Below are 17,739 nucleotides of genomic sequence, written 5' to 3' on the forward strand. Positions count from 1 at the left end.
CCACCTCAGTTCTTGAACGGGAAACGGAACTCGGACAGCAGCGCCTTGCACTCCTCGTCCGACTTGGCCGTCGTGGTGATGCTGATGTTGAGGCCACGCAGGGCGTCAACCTTGTCGTACTCGATCTCGGGGAAGATGATCTGTTCCTTGACGCCGACGTTGTAGTTGCCGCGGCCATCGAAGGAACGACCCGAGATGCCCCGGAAGTCGCGCACACGAGGCAGCGCGATCGTCACGAAGCGGTCGAGGAATTCGTACATGCGCACGCCACGCAGGGTGACCATGCAGCCGATGGGCACCCCCTCGCGGATCTTGAAACCGGCAATGGCCTTGCGCGACTTGGTGATCACGGGCTTCTGGCCGGCGATCTTGGCCAGGTCGCCCACGGCGTGCTCCATGACCTTCTTGTCCGACACCGCCTCGCTCACGCCCATGTTCAGCGTGATCTTGGTGATGCGCGGCACCTCCATGACCGACTTGTAGCCGAACTTCTTGACGAGGTTCGGGACGACTTTCTCGCGGTAGTACTGTTGCAGACGAGCCATCTCGAACCCCTTACGCCTTGATCTCTTCGCCGCTGGACTTGTAGACGCGCACCTTCTTGCCGTCCGCCAGCAACTTGAACCCGACGCGGTCGGCCTTGCCCGTGGCGGCGTTGTAGATCGCCACGTTGGACTGGTGGATGGGCATGGTCTTGTCGACGATGCCGCCGGTCGTACCCTTCATCGGGTTGGGGCGCACGTGCTTCTTGACCACGTTCACCCCCTCGACGGTGATGTACTGTTCATCCACGCGCGCCGTCACCGTCCCGCGCTTGCCTTTGTCGCGCCCGGTCAACACGATGACCTGGTCGCCCTTACGAATCTTGTTCATGGCCTGTCCTCGGCTTGAAGCTCAAAGCACCTCGGGGGCGAGCGACACGATCTTCATGAAGCGCTCGGTCCGCAGCTCGCGAGTCACCGGGCCGAAGATGCGGGTGCCGATCGGCTCCAGCTTGTTGTTCAGGAGCACCGCGGCATTGCCGTCGAACTTGATCAGCGAGCCGTCCTGACGGCGCACACCCTTGGCGGTGCGCACCACCACCGCGCTGTAGACCTCGCCCTTTTTGACGCGGCCGCGCGGCGCAGCTTCCTTGATGCTGACCTTGATGATGTCGCCAATCCCGGCATAACGGCGCTTGGACCCGCCCAGCACCTTGATGCACATGACGGACTTGGCGCCAGTGTTGTCGGCGACGTCGAGTCGCGATTGCATTTGAATCATGAAAGTCCCCAACTTCTCCCGCCGAATCTCCCGTGCCCATCACGGAAAGGCAAAGCGGTCAGTCTTGGGCCCGTCGAATACCCACCCCAGGGCAGGCACCCGCTTGGGCGAAGCCGGCGCGCTCTGGCTCTGGCCTCACACCCCACCCGTTCGGAAAGCGAACCAGGCAGAGAGCACATGCAAAACCAGCCGATTTCCGGCGAAGCTGCGCATTATCGCGTGAGATTATCTCGGCGTCAACTATGTCAAGGCACCAGCCCTCCGGTTGCGCCCGGGAGGGTGGCCGCCGGGGGCCGACCGACAGCGCCGCGGAGCGCGCCGCACCGGCCCCAACACAGCCGTCGGGCCTCAACCGCGCAGGGCTTGGGCCTGCTTGAGCAGGGTCGCCGCGTCGCTGACCTCGAACTTGCCGGGCGCTTCGATGTTCAGCGCCTTGACCACACCATCGACGACCAGCATGGAGTAGCGCTGGGACCGCAGCCCCATGCCTCGGGCGGTCAGATCCAGCGTCAGCCCGGTGGCCCGGGCGAACTGCGCGCTACCGTCGGCCATCATGCGCACCTTCCCGGCCGTCTTCTGCTCGCGCGCCCAGGCCCCCATCACGAAGGCATCGTTGACCGAAATGCACCAGATCTCGTCGACCCCGGCCGCCTTGAAGGCATCGGCCAGCTCGACGTAGCCGGGCACGTGCTTGGCCGAGCAGGTCGGGGTGAAGGCCCCAGGCAGACCGAAGATCGCCACCGTCTTGCCAGCCGTGGCCTCATGGATGTCGAAGCTGTTCGGGCCGATCGAGCAGCCCTGACCCTCGACCTCGATGAATTCCTGCAGGGTGCCGGCTGGCAGCTTGTCGCCGACTTTGAGCATCGTCGTCTCCTGTATTGCGTTGGATGATGAAACCGGCCGAACGTGAAAACGGCCGGCCGCCAGTATGAGGCGAACCGGCCGTTGCCGGAGGCTAGCGCCCCGGAAACCCGAGCCGCCAGCGGGCCGATCAGCAGGCCCAGGAGATCAGACCTCGCGGGCCTTCTCGATCAGGCGTGTCACCACCCAAGACTTGGTCTTGGAGATGGGGCGGCCCTCGGCGATCTCCACCAGGTCCCCCATCTTGTACTCGCCCTTCTCGTCATGGGCGTGGTACTTGCGGGAACGGGCCACGATCTTGCCGTACAGCTCGTGCTTGGTGCGACGCTCAACCAGGACGGTGACCGTCTTGGCGCGCTTGTCGCTCACCACGCGCCCGATCAGGGTGCGGGTGTTCTTCTCAGCGGCTTGAGCTTGCGTCATTTCGCGGCTCCTTCCCTTTTCTTCTGCGCCAGGATGGTCTTGACGCGGGCGATGTCACGGCGGGTCTTGCCCAGCGCAGCCGTGTTGCTCAGCTGCTGGGTGCCCTTTTGCATGCGCAGGCCGAAGTGGGCCTTGAGCAGGTCTGCCAGTTCCTTCTCCAGGCCGGCGACGTCCTTGCTGCGCAGTTCAGATGCTTTCATGTCGATACTCCGAATGCGGTTCAGGCGCCGATCTGGCGGCTCACGAAGATGGTCTTCAGCGGCAGCTTGGCCGAGGCGAGCTGAAAGGCTTCACGGGCAAGTTGCTCGGGCACGCCGTTGATCTCGTACAGCACCTTGCCCGGCTGGATCTCGGCCACCCAGTACTCGGGGTTGCCCTTGCCGTTGCCCATGCGCACTTCGGCGGGCTTCTGGGAGATCGGCTTGTCCGGGAAGATGCGGATCCAGATGCGCCCGCCACGTTTGACGTGACGGGAAATTGCACGACGGGCCGCCTCGATCTGGCGGGCCGTGATGCGGCCGCGCTCGGTGGCCTTCAGGCCGAAATCACCGAACGCCACGGTCGCGCCGCGCGTGGCCACGCCGGTATTGCGGCCCTTCTGCTCCTTGCGGTATTTGCGACGAGCGGGTTGCAGCATGTCTTATTCTCCTTTGGCCTCGCCACCCGGCGAAGCCGCTTTGCGCACGCGCTTGACGGCCGTCTTGGGCGCGTCGGCGGCCTCGGCAGGCTTGTCACTGCCATCGGCCGGCGCTTCGTTGCGGCCGGCACCGGCACGCACACCACCCCGCGGGGGACGGCGGTCGCCGGCGGGGCGGTCGCTACGTGGGCCGCGGCGGCCACGGCGGTCGTCTTCGGGACGCTCCTCGGTCTTGGCAGCAGGCTGTTCGCCGCGGCCGAGACGTTCGCCCTTGTAGACCCACACCTTGACGCCGATGACGCCGTAGGTGGTCTTGGCTTCGGAGAAGCCGTAGTCGATGTCGGCACGCAGGGTGTGCAGGGGCACACGGCCTTCGCGGTACCACTCGGTGCGGGCAATCTCGATGCCGTTCAGACGACCGGCGGACATGATCTTGATGCCCTGGGCGCCCAGACGCATGGCGTTTTGCATCGCGCGCTTCATCGCGCGACGGAACATGATGCGCTTTTCGAGCTGCTGGGTGATCGAGTCGGCGATGAGCTGGGCATCGATCTCGGGCTTGCGCACCTCCTCGATGTTCACCGCCACGGGCACGCCCAGGCGCTTGGCCAGCTCGGCCTTCAGATTCTCGATGTCCTCGCCCTTCTTGCCGATCACCACGCCCGGACGGGCCGAGAAGATGGTGATGCGGGCGTTCTTGGCGGGGCGCTCGATCAGGATGCGCGACACGGCGGCGTTCTTCAGCCGCTCCTTCAGGTACTCGCGCACCTGCAGGTCATCGGCGAGCATCTGGCCGAAGTTGCGGTTCGACGCATACCAGCGCGACGCCCAGGCACGCGTGACGGGCAGCCGGAAACCGGTCGGATGGATTTTCTGTCCCATGGTTCTCTTTCTGCCCCTTAGTTGCCGACGGTCACGAAGATGTGGCAAGTGGGCTTGCTGATGCGGTTGCCGCGGCCCTTGGCGCGCGCGGTGAAGCGCTTCAGCGTGGTGCCCTGCTCCACGTGGATCGTCTTGACTTTCAGTTCGTCGATGTCGGCACCATCGTTGTGCTCGGCGTTCGCAATCGCGGACTCGAGCGCCTTCTTGATGATGCCGGCGGCCTTCTTGGGCGTGAACGTCAGGATGTCGAGGGCCTGGCCGACCTTCTTGCCGCGGATCATGTCGGCCACCAGCCGGCCCTTGTCAACCGACAGGCGCACACCGCGAACGATTGCTCTGGTTTCCATCGCCGCTCCTTACTTCTTCGCTTTCTTGTCCGCGGGGTGACCCTTGAACGTGCGGGTCAACGCGAACTCGCCGAGCTTGTGACCGACCATCTGGTCGGTCACGTACACCGGCACGTGTTGCTTGCCGTTGTGCACCGCGATCGTCAGACCGATGAACTCAGGCAGGATCGTCGAGCGACGCGACCAGGTTTTGATCGGCTTCTTGTCCTTGGTCTCGACGGCCTTCTCGACCTTGACCATCAGGTGGTGGTCGACGAACGGGCCTTTCTTGAGTGAACGAGCCATAGCGTCCTCTTATTTCTTGCGGCGCGAGACGATCATCGTCTGGGTGCGCTTGTTGCGACGGGTGCGGTAGCCCTTGGTCAAGGTGTTCCACGGCGACACGGGCGCCCGGGCCTCGCCGGTGCGACCCTCACCACCACCGTGCGGGTGGTCGATCGGGTTCATCGCGACACCGCGCACGGTCGGGCGGATACCCTTCCAGCGGATCGCGCCGGCCTTGCCGTACTGGCGCAGGCTGTGTTCTTCGTTGCTCACCTCGCCGATCGTGGCGCGGCACTCGATGTGGATCTTGCGGACCTCACCCGAACGCAGGCGGACCTGCGCGTAGGTGCCCTCACGGGCCATCAGCACGGCCGAGGTACCGGCCGAGCGGGCGATCTGGGCGCCCTTGCCCGGCAGCATCTCGATGCAGTGGATGGTCGAACCCACCGGAATGTTGCGGATGGGCAGCGCATTGCCGGCCTTGATCGGAGCCTCCGAGCCGCTTTGCACCGTGGCCCCCACCTCCAGGCCGCGCGGCGCGATGATGTAGCGACGCTCTCCGTCGGCATAGCACAGCAGCGCGATGTGCGCGGTGCGGTTCGGGTCGTACTCGATGCGCTCGACCTTCGCGGGGATGCCGTCCTTGTTGCGACGGAAATCGATCACGCGATAGTGGTGCTTGTGACCACCGCCTTTGTGACGGGTGGTGATGTGGCCGTTGTTGTTGCGGCCGGCTTTCTGCTTCTGGGGCTCGAGCAGCGACTTCTCGGGGGCGCCCTTGTGCAGGTGCTTGTGCACCACCTTCACCATGGCACGGCGGCCAGGCGACGTGGGCTTGAGTTTGATGACGGCCATTTACGCAGCCTCCCCGGAGAAGTTGAGCTCCTGGCCTTCCTTCAGCGACACATAGGCCTTCTTGACGTGATCACGCCGACCCATGGACCGACCGAAGCGCTTGACCTTGCCCTTCTGGTTCACCACCTGCACGCCTTCGACCTCGACCTTGAACAGCAGCTCGACAGCCGCTTTGATCTCAGGCTTGGTGGCGTCCCGCAGGACCTTGAACATCACCTGGTTGTGCTTCTCGGCCACCGACGTGGCCTTCTCGGACACGATGGGCGAGACCAGCACCTGCATCAGGCGGCCTTCGTTGAATTTCGGGGCGCTCATGCCAGCATCTCCTTGAGCTGATCGATCGCGGCCTTGGTCACGAGCACCTTCTTGTAGTGCACCAGCGACAGCGGATCGGCGTAGCGCGGCTCGACGACGAGCACGTTGGCCAGGTTGCGCGAGGCCAGGTACAGGTTCTCGTCGATCTCATCGGCGATCACCAGCACGGACTCCAGACCCATGGCCTTGAACTTGGCGGCCAGCAGCTTGGTCTTGGGGGCCTCGACCTTGAGGGAGTCGACCACGGCCAGACGACCCTCACGGGCGAGCTGCGAGAAGATGGCGGCCATGCCGGCGCGGTACATCTTCTTGTTGACCTTGTGGGTGAAGTTCTCGTTGGGGCTGTTCGGGAAGATCCGACCGCCGCCGCGCCACAGCGGCGACGAGGTCATGCCGGCGCGCGCGCGCCCGGTGCCTTTTTGGCGCCAGGGCTTCTTCGTGGAGTGCTTGACGGTGGCACGATCCTTCTGGGCGCGGGTACCCTGGCGGGCATTGGCCTGGTAGGCCACGACCACCTGGTGCACCAGGGCTTCGTTGTACTCGCGACCGAAGACGGTGTCAGGCGCGTCGATCTTGGCCGACGACTGGCCCTGTTCGTTCAGGAGCTCGAGCTGCATCAGTTGGCCCCTTCCTTCTTGGCCTTGGCCTTGACAGCCGGGCGCACGACCACGTGACCCCCCTTGGCGCCGGGCACGGCACCCTTGACCAGCAGCAGCTGGCGGGCTTCGTCGACGCGCACGATGTCCAGGTTCTGGGTGGTGACGGTCACATCGCCCATGTGGCCGGACATCTTCTTGCCGGGAAACACGCGGCCCGGATCCTGGGCCATCGAGATCGAGCCCGGGACATTGTGCGAGCGGCTGTTACCGTGGGAAGCGCGCTGCGAACCGAAGTTGTGACGCTTGATGGTGCCAGCAAAACCCTTGCCGATGGACGTGCCCTGCACGTCGACGGCCTGGCCCGCAGAGAACATCGTCACGGGCAAGGTGGCGCCGGGCTTGTACTCGGCAGCCACCTCGGCGGAGACACGGAACTCCTTGAGGATTTCGCCCGCCTCAACGCCAGCCTTGGCAAAATGGCCGGCCTCGGGCTTGGTCACGCGGGAAGCCTTGCGGGTGCCGAACGCCACCTGGATGGCGCTGTAGCCGTCGGTCTCCACGGTTTTGACCTGAGCCACTCGGTTGTTCGACACGTCGAGCACCGTCACCGGCACGGCATCGCCGTCGCCCGTGAAGATGCGCATCATGCCCACCTTGCGGCCCAGCAATCCGAGACGATTGCTAAGACTCATTGTTTTCTCCAATGCCCGACAGCGATTGGCCGGGCTGACTCGATGCGCGAAGTCCGGACGACACCGGCCCCGCAACCACAAACCACAAAGGCCCACGAAAGTGGGCAGCCTTGCGGAAAAGCTATTGATTGTAGCAGACGCGGCCTGCCCTGCAAGCCAGTCCGCGCCTTGTGCTGCTTACTGCAGCTTGATCTCGACGTCCACGCCGGCCGGCAAGTCCAGCTTCATCAGAGCATCGACGGTTTTGTCGGTGGGATCGACGATGTCCATCAGGCGCTGGTGCGTGCGGATCTCGAACTGGTCGCGCGAGGTCTTGTTGACGTGCGGCGAGCGCAGGATGTCGAAACGCTGCATACGGGTCGGCAGGGGCACAGGACCCTTGACGATCGCGCCGGTGCGCTTGGCGGTGTCCACGATCTCGAGCGCCGACTGGTCGATCAGCTTGTAGTCGAACGCCTTGAGGCGGATACGGATCTTTTGCTTTTGCATGGTGACTCCTAAAGAGCAGTGTTGCAGCCCCCCAGGACTGCAACGAAGAGGCGGTTGAGCGAGGGAGCCGTCTTGGCGCCGGGCTGTCCCCAGCCAGAACGGGCAGCCCCCTCGGGGCGGGTGTCAAGCGCGTCGTGCACAAGACACCCGGGGGCACCATGTCATTCGATGATCTTGGCCACGACGCCGGCGCCGACGGTGCGGCCGCCTTCGCGGATGGCAAAGCGCAGACCCTCTTCCATGGCGATCGGTGCGATCAGCTTGACCGTGATCGACACGTTGTCGCCCGGCATCACCATCTCCTTGTCCTTGGGCAGCTCAATGGCGCCCGTCACATCGGTGGTGCGGAAGTAAAACTGCGGACGGTAGTTGTTGAAGAACGGCGTGTGGCGCCCGCCCTCTTCCTTGCTCAGCACGTACACCTCGGCCGTGAAGTGCGTGTGCGGCGTGATCGAGCCCGGCTTGGCCAGCACCTGGCCGCGCTCGACTTCCTCCCGCTTGGTGCCGCGCAGCAAAATCCCCACGTTGTCGCCCGCCTGGCCCTGGTCGAGCAGCTTGCGGAACATCTCCACGCCCGTGCAGGTCGTCTTGGCCGTCGGACGGATGCCCACGATCTCGATTTCGTCACCCACCTTGATGACGCCGCGCTCCACACGACCGGTCACCACCGTGCCCCGCCCAGAGATCGAGAACACGTCTTCCACCGGCATCAGGAACGTGCCGTCCACCGCACGCTCGGGCGTGGGAATGTAGGTGTCCAGCGCCTCGGCCAGCTTCATGATGGCCTGCTCGCCCAGCTCGCCCTTGTCGCCTTCGAGCGCCAGCTTGGCCGAACCCTTCACGCTGGGCGTGTCGTCCCCAGGAAACTCGTACTTGGACAGCAGCTCGCGAACCTCCATCTCGACGAGCTCCAGCAGCTCGGCGTCGTCGACCATGTCGCACTTGTTCAGGAACACGATGATGTACGGCACCCCCACCTGACGGGCCAGCAAAATGTGCTCGCGCGTCTGCGGCATCGGGCCGTCAGCGGCCGACACCACCAAAATCGCACCGTCCATCTGCGCCGCACCCGTGATCATGTTCTTCACGTAGTCCGCATGCCCCGGGCAGTCCACGTGCGCATAGTGACGGTTGGCCGTCTCGTACTCCACGTGCGCCGTGTTGATCGTGATCCCGCGCGCCTTCTCCTCCGGCGCCGCATCAATCTGATCGTACGCCTTGGCCTCGCCGCCATACTTCGACGCCAGAATCGTCGTGATCGCCGCCGTCAGCGTCGTCTTGCCATGGTCCACGTGACCAATCGTCCCCACGTTCACGTGCGGCTTGGTCCGCTCAAACTTGCCTTTTGCCATGTCGGTCTCCAGGGAAAGAACAGGGCCCGTGTCGGTTTAAGGTCTCCGGCGCTGGCCTGCCACGGGCAGCAGGCCAACCCTGTCGTGCAGGGCGCCGAAGACCGTCTCGGGTTTACTTCGCGCGGGCGCTGATGATCGCGTCGGCCACGTTCTTCGGAGCCTCGGCGTAGTGCTTGAACTCCATCGTGTAGGTCGCGCGGCCCTGCGACATCGAGCGCAGCGTGGTCGAGTAGCCGAACATCTCGGACAGCGGCACCTCGGCCTTGATCACCTTGCCGCCGCCAGGCATGTCGTCCATGCCCTGCACCATGCCGCGGCGAGACGATAGATCGCCCATCACGTTGCCGGCATACTCCTCGGGCGTCTCCACCTCCACGGCCATCATCGGCTCGAGGATCACCGGGTTGGCCCTGCGGCAGGCCTCCTTGAAGCCGATCGAGGCGGCCATCTTGAAGGCGTTTTCGCTCGAGTCCACCTCGTGGTAGGAACCGAAGGTCAGGGTGACCTTGACGTCCACCACGGGGTAGCCGGCCAGCACACCGGTGGTGAGAGATTCTTCCACCCCCTTCTGCACCGCCGGGATGTACTCGCGCGGCACCACACCGCCCTTGATGGCATCGATGAACTCGAAACCCTTGCCCGGCTCGTTGGGCTCGACCGTGAAGACGACGTGGCCATACTGGCCCTTGCCACCCGACTGGCGCACGAACTTGCCTTCGACGTCGGAGACCGACTTGCGGATCGTTTCGCGGTAAGCCACCTGCGGCTTGCCAACGTTGGCCTCCACGCCGAACTCGCGCTTCATGCGGTCGACGATGATCTCCAGGTGCAGCTCGCCCATGCCCGCGATGATGGTCTGCCCGGACTCTTCGTCGGTCGAGACGCGGAAGGACGGATCCTCGGAGGCCAGGCGCTGCAACGCAATGCCCATCTTCTCCTGGTCGGCCTTGGACTTGGGCTCGACGGCCTGACGGATCACCGGCTCGGGGAAGACCATCTTCTCGAGCGTGATGATGGAATCGGGGTCGCACAGGGTCTCGCCCGTGGTCACTTCCTTCAGGCCCACGCAGGCGGCAATGTCACCGGCCAGGATCTCCTTGATCTCCTCGCGCTGGTTGGCATGCATCTGCAGGATCCGGCCGATGCGCTCCTTCTTGCCCTTGACGGGGTTGTAAACGGTGTCACCCGACTTGAGCACGCCCGAGTACACGCGCACGAAGGTGAGCTGGCCGACGTAGGGGTCCGTCATCAGCTTGAACGCGAGCGCGGCGAACTTCTCGTTGTCGTCGGCCTTGCGCGTGACTTCACGGTCGTTCTCGTCGGTGCCGGCCACCGGAGGAATGTCCACCGGGGAGGGCAGGAATTCGATCACCGCATCGAGCATGCGCTGCACGCCCTTGTTCTTGAAGGCGGTGCCGCACAGCATGGGCTGGATCTCGGTGGCGATGGTGCGCTGGCGCAGGCCCTGCTTGATCTCGGCCTCGGTCAGCTCGCCGGTCTCGAGGTACTTGTTCATCAGTTCCTCGCTGGCCTCGGCCGCCGCCTCGATCATGTTCTCGCGCCACTTCTGGCAGGTTTCCACCAGGTCGGCCGGGATGTCCTCGTAAGTGAACTTCATGCCCTGGGACGCCTCGTCCCAGATGATGGCTTTCATCTTGAACAGATCCACGACACCCTTGAAATTCTCCTCGGCGCCGATGGGCACGACGATGGGCACGGGATTGGCCTTCAGGCGCGTCTTCATCTGGTCATAGACCTTGAAGAAGTTCGCGCCGGTGCGGTCCATCTTGTTGACGAACGCGAGACGGGGCACCTTGTATTTGTTGGCCTGACGCCAGACGGTTTCCGACTGCGGCTGCACGCCGCCCACGGCGCAGTACACCATGCAGGCGCCATCGAGCACGCGCATGGAACGCTCCACTTCAATGGTGAAGTCCACGTGGCCCGGGGTGTCGATGATGTTGAAGCGGTGCTCGGGGAACGACAGATCCATACCACGCCAGAAGCACGTCGTGGCCGCGGAGGTGATGGTGATGCCCCGCTCCTGCTCCTGCTCCATCCAGTCCATGGTGGCGGCGCCATCGTGCACCTCGCCGATCTTGTGGTTCACACCCGTGTAATACAGGATGCGCTCGGTCGTGGTGGTCTTGCCGGCGTCGATGTGCGCTGAGATACCGATGTTCCGGTAGCGCTCGATCGGGGTCTTGCGGGACATGATGTCACTCCAAATACAAAGGCCGCCCCGCGTGTCTCGTGGACAGCCGGGGCAGCCGCTGGGCGGATTGGCGGTTTCTTAAAAACGGAAGTGCGAGAAGGCCTTGTTGGCTTCGGCCATGCGGTGGACCTCGTCGCGCTTCTTCATGGCGCCGCCACGGCCTTCGGCCGCCTCGAGCAGCTCGTTGGCCAGACGCTGGGCCATGGACTTTTCGCTGCGCTTGCGGGCCGATTCCTTCAGCCAGCGCATGGCCAGGGCCATCCGGCGCACGGGGCGAACTTCCACGGGAACCTGGTAGTTCGCACCGCCCACACGGCGGGACTTCACTTCGACCATGGGCTTGACGTTGTTCAGCGCGGTCAGGAACACCTCCAGCGGATCCTTGCCGGACTTCTTCTCGACCTGCTCGAGGGCGCCGTAGATGATGCGCTCGGCCACGGCCTTCTTGCCCGACTCCATGATGACGTTCATGAACTTGGACAGATCGACGTTGCCGAACTTCGGATCGGGCAGGATCTCGCGCTTGGGGACTTCGCGACGACGAGGCATGATGACTTCCTTTTCTGCTTCAGTTGGCGCAGGGCTCACCCCGCACCTCGGACACCCACTCCGGGCGCCCACTTACTCGGCAAACCGCAGCTTGCCGCAACACGTCCGGCCCGACCTGACGGCCCGGCCATGACAACTGACGGGAATCAGGCTTTCTTGGGACGCTTGGCGCCGTACTTCGAACGCGCCTGCTTGCGGTCCTTGACGCCCTGCAGGTCCAGCGAGCCGCGCACGATGTGATAGCGCACGCCCGGCAGATCCTTCACGCGGCCGCCACGCACGAGCACCACGCTGTGCTCCTGCAGGTTGTGGCCTTCGCCACCGATGTAGGAGATGACCTCGAAGCCGTTCGTCAGACGCACCTTGGCGACCTTGCGCAGCGCGGAGTTCGGCTTCTTCGGGGTGGTGGTGTACACACGGGTGCACACGCCGCGTCGCTGCGGGCAGTTTTCCATCGCAGGCGACTTGGACTTCGTGACCTCGGCCTTGCGGCCATGGCGCACGAGCTGGTTGATGGTGGGCATGGTAACTTGTTCCCGTTTGAAGTTACGTTTCGGACGGATTCCGACAGGAACGCCGAACCCCCTGAACAAGCATGGCCGGTCGTCGCCCCCTTGCTGCCGCCCCGCGCACCCACCCCGGAAAGCCTCCAGAGGCGAAGGGCTGCAGCGCAAAAGGGTTCCGCCAAAGCCGCCCAGCAAAGAGCGCAGCAGAATCTGCCGAAAAGCCCGCTATTGTAGGGGCAAGCGCGCAGACTGTGCAAGCCGGGGCGCGCCAGCCTTTGGGGTGAGCGGGTATGCTGCCGTCCCATGTCCGATCTGTGTGCGCTGCCGCCCCCAGTTTCGCCTTTGCGCATCGTGCTCGACACCAATGTGGTGCTCGACTGGCTGGTGTTCGACGACCCGCTCGCCCGTGGCTGGAGCCAGGCCATCGTGACCGGCATGGTGGAGTGGGTGGTCACTGACAGTATTTACGCGGAGTGGCAGCGCGTGCTCGAGTACGACGCGGTGCGTCGCCGCAGTCCGGGACCGTCCGCGCTGGAGGCCTGGCATCGACATGCCCGGCGCTGCCACGAACCGCCGCGCTGTGTGCTGCGATGCGCCGATCCGGACGACCAGGTCTTCATCGACCTGGCGGTGGCCGAGGGGGCGCGCTGGCTGCTCACCAAGGACCGCGCCTTGCTGGCCCTGGCCCGGCCGGCGGCCCGCTTGGCGGTGCAAGTGGGCCCGCCGGCGGCCTGGAGCATGGGCGCGGGGCTTCAGCCGGCCTGGGCCGCGAGCTGACGCAGCATCAGGCGTGCGCTGGCCAGGTTGGTGGCGCAGGGCACGTCGTGCACGTCGCAGGCGCGCACCAGGGCGTTGATGTCGGGTTCGTGGGGCTGGGGGGTCATCGGGTCGCGCAGGAAGATGACGGCATCGACCTCCTCGACCGCCAGCCGGGCGCCGATCTGCAAGTCGCCGCCCAGCGGACCGCTGAGCAGGCACTCCACCTTGAGGCCCACCTGGGCCTGCAGCCGCGAGCCGGTGGTGCCGGTGGCGATCAGGTGGCAGCGGCCCAGGAAGTCGCGGAACTCCTGGGCCAGGTGGATCATGTCGTTCTTTTTGCCGTCGTGGGCGATGAGGGCGAGGCAGGGCGGTCGCATGGCGGTCTCCTTGGGGCGATGATAGTCAGCCGGGGTGACGACGCGGGTACATGCAGCGGGCCCATGAAAAAAGGCGGCCGAAGCCGCCTGGGTAAGGGGAAGACCCCGGCAACGGGGTCACTCCTCGTGGGAACCGTCCTCGCTGGCCGCATCGACCTGCGCCAGTTGCAGGGCGGCCATTTCCTGGGCTTCCTGCATGGCGATGGCGCGGCGCTCCTGCTCGTCCATCTCTTCCTTGGCCTTGCGGGCCTGATGGAAGGCCAGGCCGGTGCCGGCCGGGATCAGGCGGCCGACGATGACGTTCTCCTTCAGGCCGCGCAGCTCGTCGCGCTTGCCCATGATGGCCGCCTCGGTGAGCACGCGGGTGGTTTCCTGGAAGGACGCCGCCGAGATGAACGAGTCGGTCGACAGCGAAGCCTTGGTAATGCCCAGCAGCACATCGCTGTACGTGGCAGGCATCTTGCCCTCGGCCAGCAGCCTGTCGTTGGTGTCGAGCAGTTCGGAGCGCTCGACCTGTTCACCGGCGATGTAGTGGCTGTCGCCCGGGTTGACGATTTGCACGCGCCGCAGCATCTGGCGAACGATCACCTCGATGTGCTTGTCGTTGATCTTCACACCCTGCAGGCGGTAGACGTCCTGCACTTCGTCGACGATGTAGCGGGCCAGCTCCTCGATGCCCAGCAGGCGCAGGATGTCCTGCGGGTCGGCCGCACCGTCGACGATGAGTTCGCCGCGGTTGACCACCTGGCCTTCGTGCACGAGGATGTTCTTCTCCTTCGGCACGAGTTCTTCCCAGACCTTGCCGTCCGGGTCGGTGATCTGCAGGCGCACCTTGCCCTTGGTCTCCTTGCCGAAGGACACCGTGCCGGTGACTTCGGCCAGCGTGCCCTTGTCCTTGGGCGAGCGGGCTTCGAAGAGCTCGGCCACGCGCGGCAGACCGCCGGTGATGTCGCGGGTCTTCTGACCCTCGACAGGGATGCGCGCCAGCACCTCGCCGGGGGCGAGTTCCTGGCCGTCGCGCACCTGGATCAGGGCGCCCACCGGGAAGCCGATGGTCACGGAGTGGTCGGTGCCGGGGATCTTGACCTCGTTGCCCGCTGCATCGACCAGCTTGACCTGCGGACGCACGACCTTGGTGGCGCCGCGGCGCTTCGGGTCGATCACGACGAGCGTGGACAGGCCCGTGACCTCGTCGACCTGCTTGGCCACGGTCACGCCTTCTTCGACGTTCTCGAACTTCGCACGACCGGCGAACTCAGTGATGATCGGGCGGGTCAGCGGATCCCAGTTGGCCAGCACGGTGCCGGCCTTGATGGTCTGATCGGCCTTCACGTGCAGGGTGGCACCGTAGGGCACCTTGTGGCGCTCGCGCTCGCGGCCATGCGGGTCGGAGATGACGATCTCGCCGGAGCGGGCGATCACGACCAGCTCACCCTTGCCGTTGGTCACATAGCGCATCGTCGCGTTGAAGCCGACGATGCCGTCGGACTTGGCCTCGACGCTGGAGGCCACAGCCGCCCGGGTGGCCGCACCGCCGATGTGGAAGGTCCGCATCGTGAGCTGCGTGCCGGGCTCGCCGATCGACTGCGCGGCGATCACGCCCACGGCCTCGCCGACGTTGACCAAGCCGCCACGGCCAAGATCGCGGCCATAGCACTTGGCGCACAGGCCGAAGCGCGTGTTGCAGGTCAGCGGAGTACGCACCTTGACCTCGTCGACGCCGGCCGCCTCGAGCACGTCCATCGCATCTTCGTCGAGCATCTCGCCGGCCTTGACCAGGACCTCCTGGGTCTCGGGATGCACCACGTCGTGGGCCGGAATGCGGCCCAGGATGCGGTCGCGCAGCGATTCGATCACCTCGCCACCCTCGACCAGGGCGCGCATCGCGATGCCGTTGGTGGTGCCGCAATCGTCTTCGGTCACGACCAGGTCCTGCGTCACGTCGACCAGGCGGCGCGTCAGGTAGCCCGAGTTCGCGGTCTTCAGCGCCGTGTCGGCCAGGCCCTTGCGGGCGCCGTGCGTGGAGTTGAAGTACTGCAGCACGTTCAGACCTTCACGGAAGTTGGCCGTGATGGGCGTTTCGATGATGGAGCCGTCGGGCTTGGCCATCAGGCCGCGCATGCCGGCCAGCTGGCGGATCTGCGCCGCCGAGCCGCGGGCGCCGGAGTCGGCCATCATGTAGATGGAGTTGAACGACTCCTGTTCCACGGTGTTGCCGTGGCGGTCGACGACCTTCTCCTTGGAAAGCTGGGCCATCATGACCTTGCCCACCTCGTCGCCGGTCTTGCCCCAGATGTCCACGACCTTGTTGTAGCGCTCGCCGGCGGTCACCAGGCCCGAGACGTACTGCTGCTCGATCTCCTTGACCTCCTTCTCGGCGCGCTCGATCAGGGCATGCTTTTCCTTGGGGACCAGCATGTCGTCGATGGCGATCGAGATGCCCGCGCGCGTGGCCAGGCGGAAGCCCGACTGCAGCAGCTTGTCGGCAAAGACCACCGTCTCCTTCAGGCCGCAGCGGCGGAAGGAGGCGTTGATCAGCTTGGAGATCTCCTTCTTCTTCAGAGCCTTGTTGATGTTGGCGAACGGCAGGCCCTTGGGCAGGATCTCCGACAGCAGCGCGCGGCCGACCGTCGTCTCGACCAGCTTGGTCTCGGGCACGAGCGCGCCGGTGGTGGCGTCCTTGACGTAATCGGTCAGGCGCACGCTGATGCGGGCGGTCAGTTCGACCACACCGTTGTCCAGCGCGCGCTGGACCTCGGCCACGTCGCTGAACACCATGCCTTCGCCCTTGCCGTTGATGCGCTCACGGGTGGCGTAGTACAGGCCCAGCACCACGTCCTGCGAGGGCACGATGGAGGGCTCGCCACTGGCAGGAAAGAGCACGTTGTTGGAGGCCAGCATCAGCACGCGGGCCTCCATCTGCGCCTCGATGGACAGCGGCACATGCACGGCCATCTGGTCGCCGTCGAAGTCGGCGTTGAAGGCAGCACACACCAGCGGGTGGAGCTGGATCGCCTTGCCCTCGATCAGCACCGGCTCGAAGGCCTGGATACCCAGGCGGTGCAGCGTCGGGGCGCGGTTGAGCAGGACGGGGTGTTCCTTGATCACCTCTTCCAAGATGTCCCACACCACCGGCGTGCCGGCTTCGACTTCCTTCTTGGCGGCCTTGATCGTGGTGGCGATGCCCATCGCCTCCAGCTTGGAGAAGATGAAGGGCTTGAACAGTTCCAGAGCCATCAGCTTGGGCAGGCCGCACTGGTGCAGCTTGAGCGTCGGGCCCACGGTGATGACCGAACGGCCGGAGTAGTCGACGCGCTTGCCCAGCAGGTTCTGGCGGAAGCGCCCCCCCTTGCCCTTGATCATGTCGGCCAGCGACTTCAGTGCACGCTTGTTCGCGCCGGTCATCGCCTTGCCGCGGCGGCCGTTGTCCAGCAACGAATCCACGGCCTCTTGCAGCATGCGCTTTTCGTTGCGCACGATGATCTCGGGCGCCTTGAGCTCGAGCAGCCGCGCCAGGCGGTTGTTGCGGTTGATGACGCGACGGTACAGATCGTTGAGGTCGGAGGTCGCAAAGCGGCCGCCGTCCAGCGGGACCAGAGGGCGCAGATCCGGCGGCAGCACCGGCAGCACATCCATGATCATCCACTGCGGCTTGATGCCCGACTTCTTGAACGCCTCGAGCACCTTCAAGCGCTTGGAGTTCTTCTTGATCTTGAGCTCGGAGCCCGTCATGTCGTTGCGGATCTTCTCGATCTCGACATCCAGGTCCATGTCCTCGAGCAGCTTCTTGATGCCCTCGGCGCCCATCATCGCGACGAACTCGTCGCCGTACTCCTTGCGTTTGGCGTCATAGTCGTCCTCGGACATGATGCTGTACTTCTTCAGCGGAGTCATGCCGGGGTCGACGACCACGTAGGCCTCGAAGTACAGCACACGCTCGATGTCGCGCAGCGTCATGTCCAGCACCAGGCCCAGACGCGACGGCAGGCTCTTGAGGAACCAGATGTGCGCACAGGGCGCGGCCAGGTCGATGTGGCCCATGCGCTCGCGGCGCACCTTGGTCTGGGTCACCTCAACGCCGCACTTCTCGCAGATCACGCCGCGGTGCTTCAGGCGCTTGTACTTTCCGCACAGGCACTCGTAGTCCTTGATCGGGCCGAAGATCTTCGCGCAGAACAGGCCGTCACGCTCGGGCTTGAAGGTGCGGTAGTTGATGGTCTCGGGCTTCTTCACCTCGCCGAAGGACCACGAACGGATCTTCTCGGGCGAGGCCAGCCCGATGCGGATCGCGTCGAAGTGTTCGTCGGGCGTGAACTGCTTGAACAGGTCCAGCAAACCTTTCATGAGGTTCTCC

General features: G+C 64.9%; 22 protein-coding genes. 1 reads left to right on the forward strand and 21 read right to left on the reverse strand.

Features of this window, described 5'->3' with window-relative positions; translation table 11 throughout:
* Window positions 1-5 precede the first annotated feature (5 nt).
* The 19 genes from rplE to rpsL all read right to left on the reverse strand — a co-directional run bounded on the left by rplE (window position 6) and on the right by rpsL (window position 12,267).
* Window positions 6-545: a 50S ribosomal protein L5 gene (rplE, locus tag AC1ECW_RS00435; protein WP_409703636.1), complete on the reverse strand. Its 540-nt coding sequence runs from the start codon at window positions 543-545 to the stop codon at window positions 6-8.
* A gap of 10 nt (window positions 546-555) precedes the next feature.
* Complete coding sequence (rplX, locus tag AC1ECW_RS00440) at window positions 556-873, reverse strand: 50S ribosomal protein L24 (RefSeq protein ID WP_409703639.1); 318 nt, start codon at window positions 871-873, stop codon at window positions 556-558.
* Between the two features lie 21 nt (window positions 874-894).
* Entirely contained in the window at window positions 895-1,263 is a 369-nt protein-coding gene (rplN, locus tag AC1ECW_RS00445; RefSeq protein ID WP_047196705.1) for a 50S ribosomal protein L14, read from the reverse strand.
* Between the two features lie 348 nt (window positions 1,264-1,611).
* On the reverse strand, window positions 1,612-2,127 hold the full coding sequence (locus tag AC1ECW_RS00450; RefSeq protein WP_409708641.1) for a peroxiredoxin: 516 nt from the start codon (window positions 2,125-2,127) through the stop codon (window positions 1,612-1,614).
* Window positions 2,128-2,271: 144 nt separating this feature from the next.
* Window positions 2,272-2,547, reverse strand: a complete 276-nt coding sequence (rpsQ, locus tag AC1ECW_RS00455) for a 30S ribosomal protein S17 (protein ID WP_409708644.1) — start codon at window positions 2,545-2,547, stop codon at window positions 2,272-2,274.
* Window positions 2,544-2,747: a 50S ribosomal protein L29 gene (gene rpmC / locus AC1ECW_RS00460; protein WP_019561672.1), complete on the reverse strand. Its 204-nt coding sequence runs from the start codon at window positions 2,745-2,747 to the stop codon at window positions 2,544-2,546. Before rpmC ends, rpsQ begins: the two co-directional genes overlap by 4 nt.
* A 20-nt stretch (window positions 2,748-2,767) precedes the next feature.
* A complete protein-coding gene (gene rplP / locus AC1ECW_RS00465; protein WP_409708648.1) occupies window positions 2,768-3,184 on the reverse strand; it encodes a 50S ribosomal protein L16 in 417 nt (138 codons plus the stop codon).
* A 3-nt stretch (window positions 3,185-3,187) separates the two neighbouring features.
* Window positions 3,188-4,066 (reverse strand): 30S ribosomal protein S3, encoded by an 879-nt coding sequence (rpsC, locus tag AC1ECW_RS00470; RefSeq protein ID WP_409708651.1) that lies wholly within the window; start codon window positions 4,064-4,066, stop codon window positions 3,188-3,190.
* A gap of 17 nt (window positions 4,067-4,083) precedes the next feature.
* A complete protein-coding gene (gene rplV, locus AC1ECW_RS00475) occupies window positions 4,084-4,413 on the reverse strand; it encodes a 50S ribosomal protein L22 (protein ID WP_409708654.1) in 330 nt (109 codons plus the stop codon).
* A gap of 9 nt (window positions 4,414-4,422) precedes the next feature.
* Window positions 4,423-4,698: a 30S ribosomal protein S19 gene (gene rpsS / locus AC1ECW_RS00480; protein WP_409708657.1), complete on the reverse strand. Its 276-nt coding sequence runs from the start codon at window positions 4,696-4,698 to the stop codon at window positions 4,423-4,425.
* Between the two features lie 9 nt (window positions 4,699-4,707).
* Window positions 4,708-5,532, reverse strand: coding sequence for a 50S ribosomal protein L2 (gene rplB / locus AC1ECW_RS00485; protein WP_409708660.1), 825 nt, complete (start codon window positions 5,530-5,532; stop codon window positions 4,708-4,710).
* The gene (rplW, locus tag AC1ECW_RS00490; protein ID WP_409708663.1) at window positions 5,533-5,847 is read right to left on the reverse strand and encodes a 50S ribosomal protein L23; all 315 of its coding nucleotides are present in this window, start codon (window positions 5,845-5,847) and stop codon (window positions 5,533-5,535) included.
* The gene (rplD, locus tag AC1ECW_RS00495) at window positions 5,844-6,464 is read right to left on the reverse strand and encodes a 50S ribosomal protein L4 (RefSeq protein WP_409708666.1); all 621 of its coding nucleotides are present in this window, start codon (window positions 6,462-6,464) and stop codon (window positions 5,844-5,846) included. The genes rplW and rplD overlap by 4 nt, the downstream gene beginning before the upstream one ends.
* Window positions 6,464-7,138 carry a 50S ribosomal protein L3 gene (gene rplC, locus AC1ECW_RS00500; RefSeq protein WP_409708669.1) on the reverse strand — a complete coding sequence of 225 codons (675 nt, stop codon included), beginning with the start codon at window positions 7,136-7,138 and terminating at the stop codon, window positions 6,464-6,466. The genes rplD and rplC overlap by 1 nt, the downstream gene beginning before the upstream one ends.
* A gap of 177 nt (window positions 7,139-7,315) precedes the next feature.
* Window positions 7,316-7,627, reverse strand: coding sequence for a 30S ribosomal protein S10 (gene rpsJ, locus AC1ECW_RS00505; protein ID WP_019561663.1), 312 nt, complete (start codon window positions 7,625-7,627; stop codon window positions 7,316-7,318).
* A 161-nt stretch (window positions 7,628-7,788) separates the two neighbouring features.
* Complete coding sequence (gene tuf / locus AC1ECW_RS00510; RefSeq protein WP_481200920.1) at window positions 7,789-8,979, reverse strand: elongation factor Tu; 1,191 nt, start codon at window positions 8,977-8,979, stop codon at window positions 7,789-7,791.
* A gap of 112 nt (window positions 8,980-9,091) precedes the next feature.
* Window positions 9,092-11,194, reverse strand: a complete 2,103-nt coding sequence (gene fusA / locus AC1ECW_RS00515) for an elongation factor G (protein WP_409708230.1) — start codon at window positions 11,192-11,194, stop codon at window positions 9,092-9,094.
* A 78-nt stretch (window positions 11,195-11,272) separates the two neighbouring features.
* Window positions 11,273-11,743, reverse strand: coding sequence for a 30S ribosomal protein S7 (gene rpsG, locus AC1ECW_RS00520; protein ID WP_409708233.1), 471 nt, complete (start codon window positions 11,741-11,743; stop codon window positions 11,273-11,275).
* Window positions 11,744-11,889: 146 nt separating this feature from the next.
* Window positions 11,890-12,267, reverse strand: a complete 378-nt coding sequence (gene rpsL / locus AC1ECW_RS00525; RefSeq protein WP_104359040.1) for a 30S ribosomal protein S12 — start codon at window positions 12,265-12,267, stop codon at window positions 11,890-11,892.
* 285 nt (window positions 12,268-12,552) lie between these two features.
* Between rpsL and AC1ECW_RS00530 the strand changes: the two genes are divergently transcribed.
* Window positions 12,553-13,026 (forward strand): putative toxin-antitoxin system toxin component, PIN family, encoded by a 474-nt coding sequence (locus tag AC1ECW_RS00530; RefSeq protein WP_409708236.1) that lies wholly within the window; start codon window positions 12,553-12,555, stop codon window positions 13,024-13,026.
* On the opposite strand, the gene AC1ECW_RS00535 is transcribed toward AC1ECW_RS00530, so the two are convergent.
* Both AC1ECW_RS00535 and rpoC read right to left on the reverse strand, forming a co-directional pair.
* Window positions 13,002-13,385, reverse strand: coding sequence for a methylglyoxal synthase (locus AC1ECW_RS00535; RefSeq protein ID WP_409708239.1), 384 nt, complete (start codon window positions 13,383-13,385; stop codon window positions 13,002-13,004). The two genes, AC1ECW_RS00530 and AC1ECW_RS00535, sit on opposite strands and share 25 nt — an antisense overlap.
* Window positions 13,386-13,502: 117 nt before the next feature.
* Complete coding sequence (gene rpoC / locus AC1ECW_RS00540; RefSeq protein WP_481200921.1) at window positions 13,503-17,729, reverse strand: DNA-directed RNA polymerase subunit beta'; 4,227 nt, start codon at window positions 17,727-17,729, stop codon at window positions 13,503-13,505.
* Window positions 17,730-17,739: the final 10 nt, after the last annotated feature.

Source organism: Caldimonas hydrothermalis, assembly GCF_056746695.1.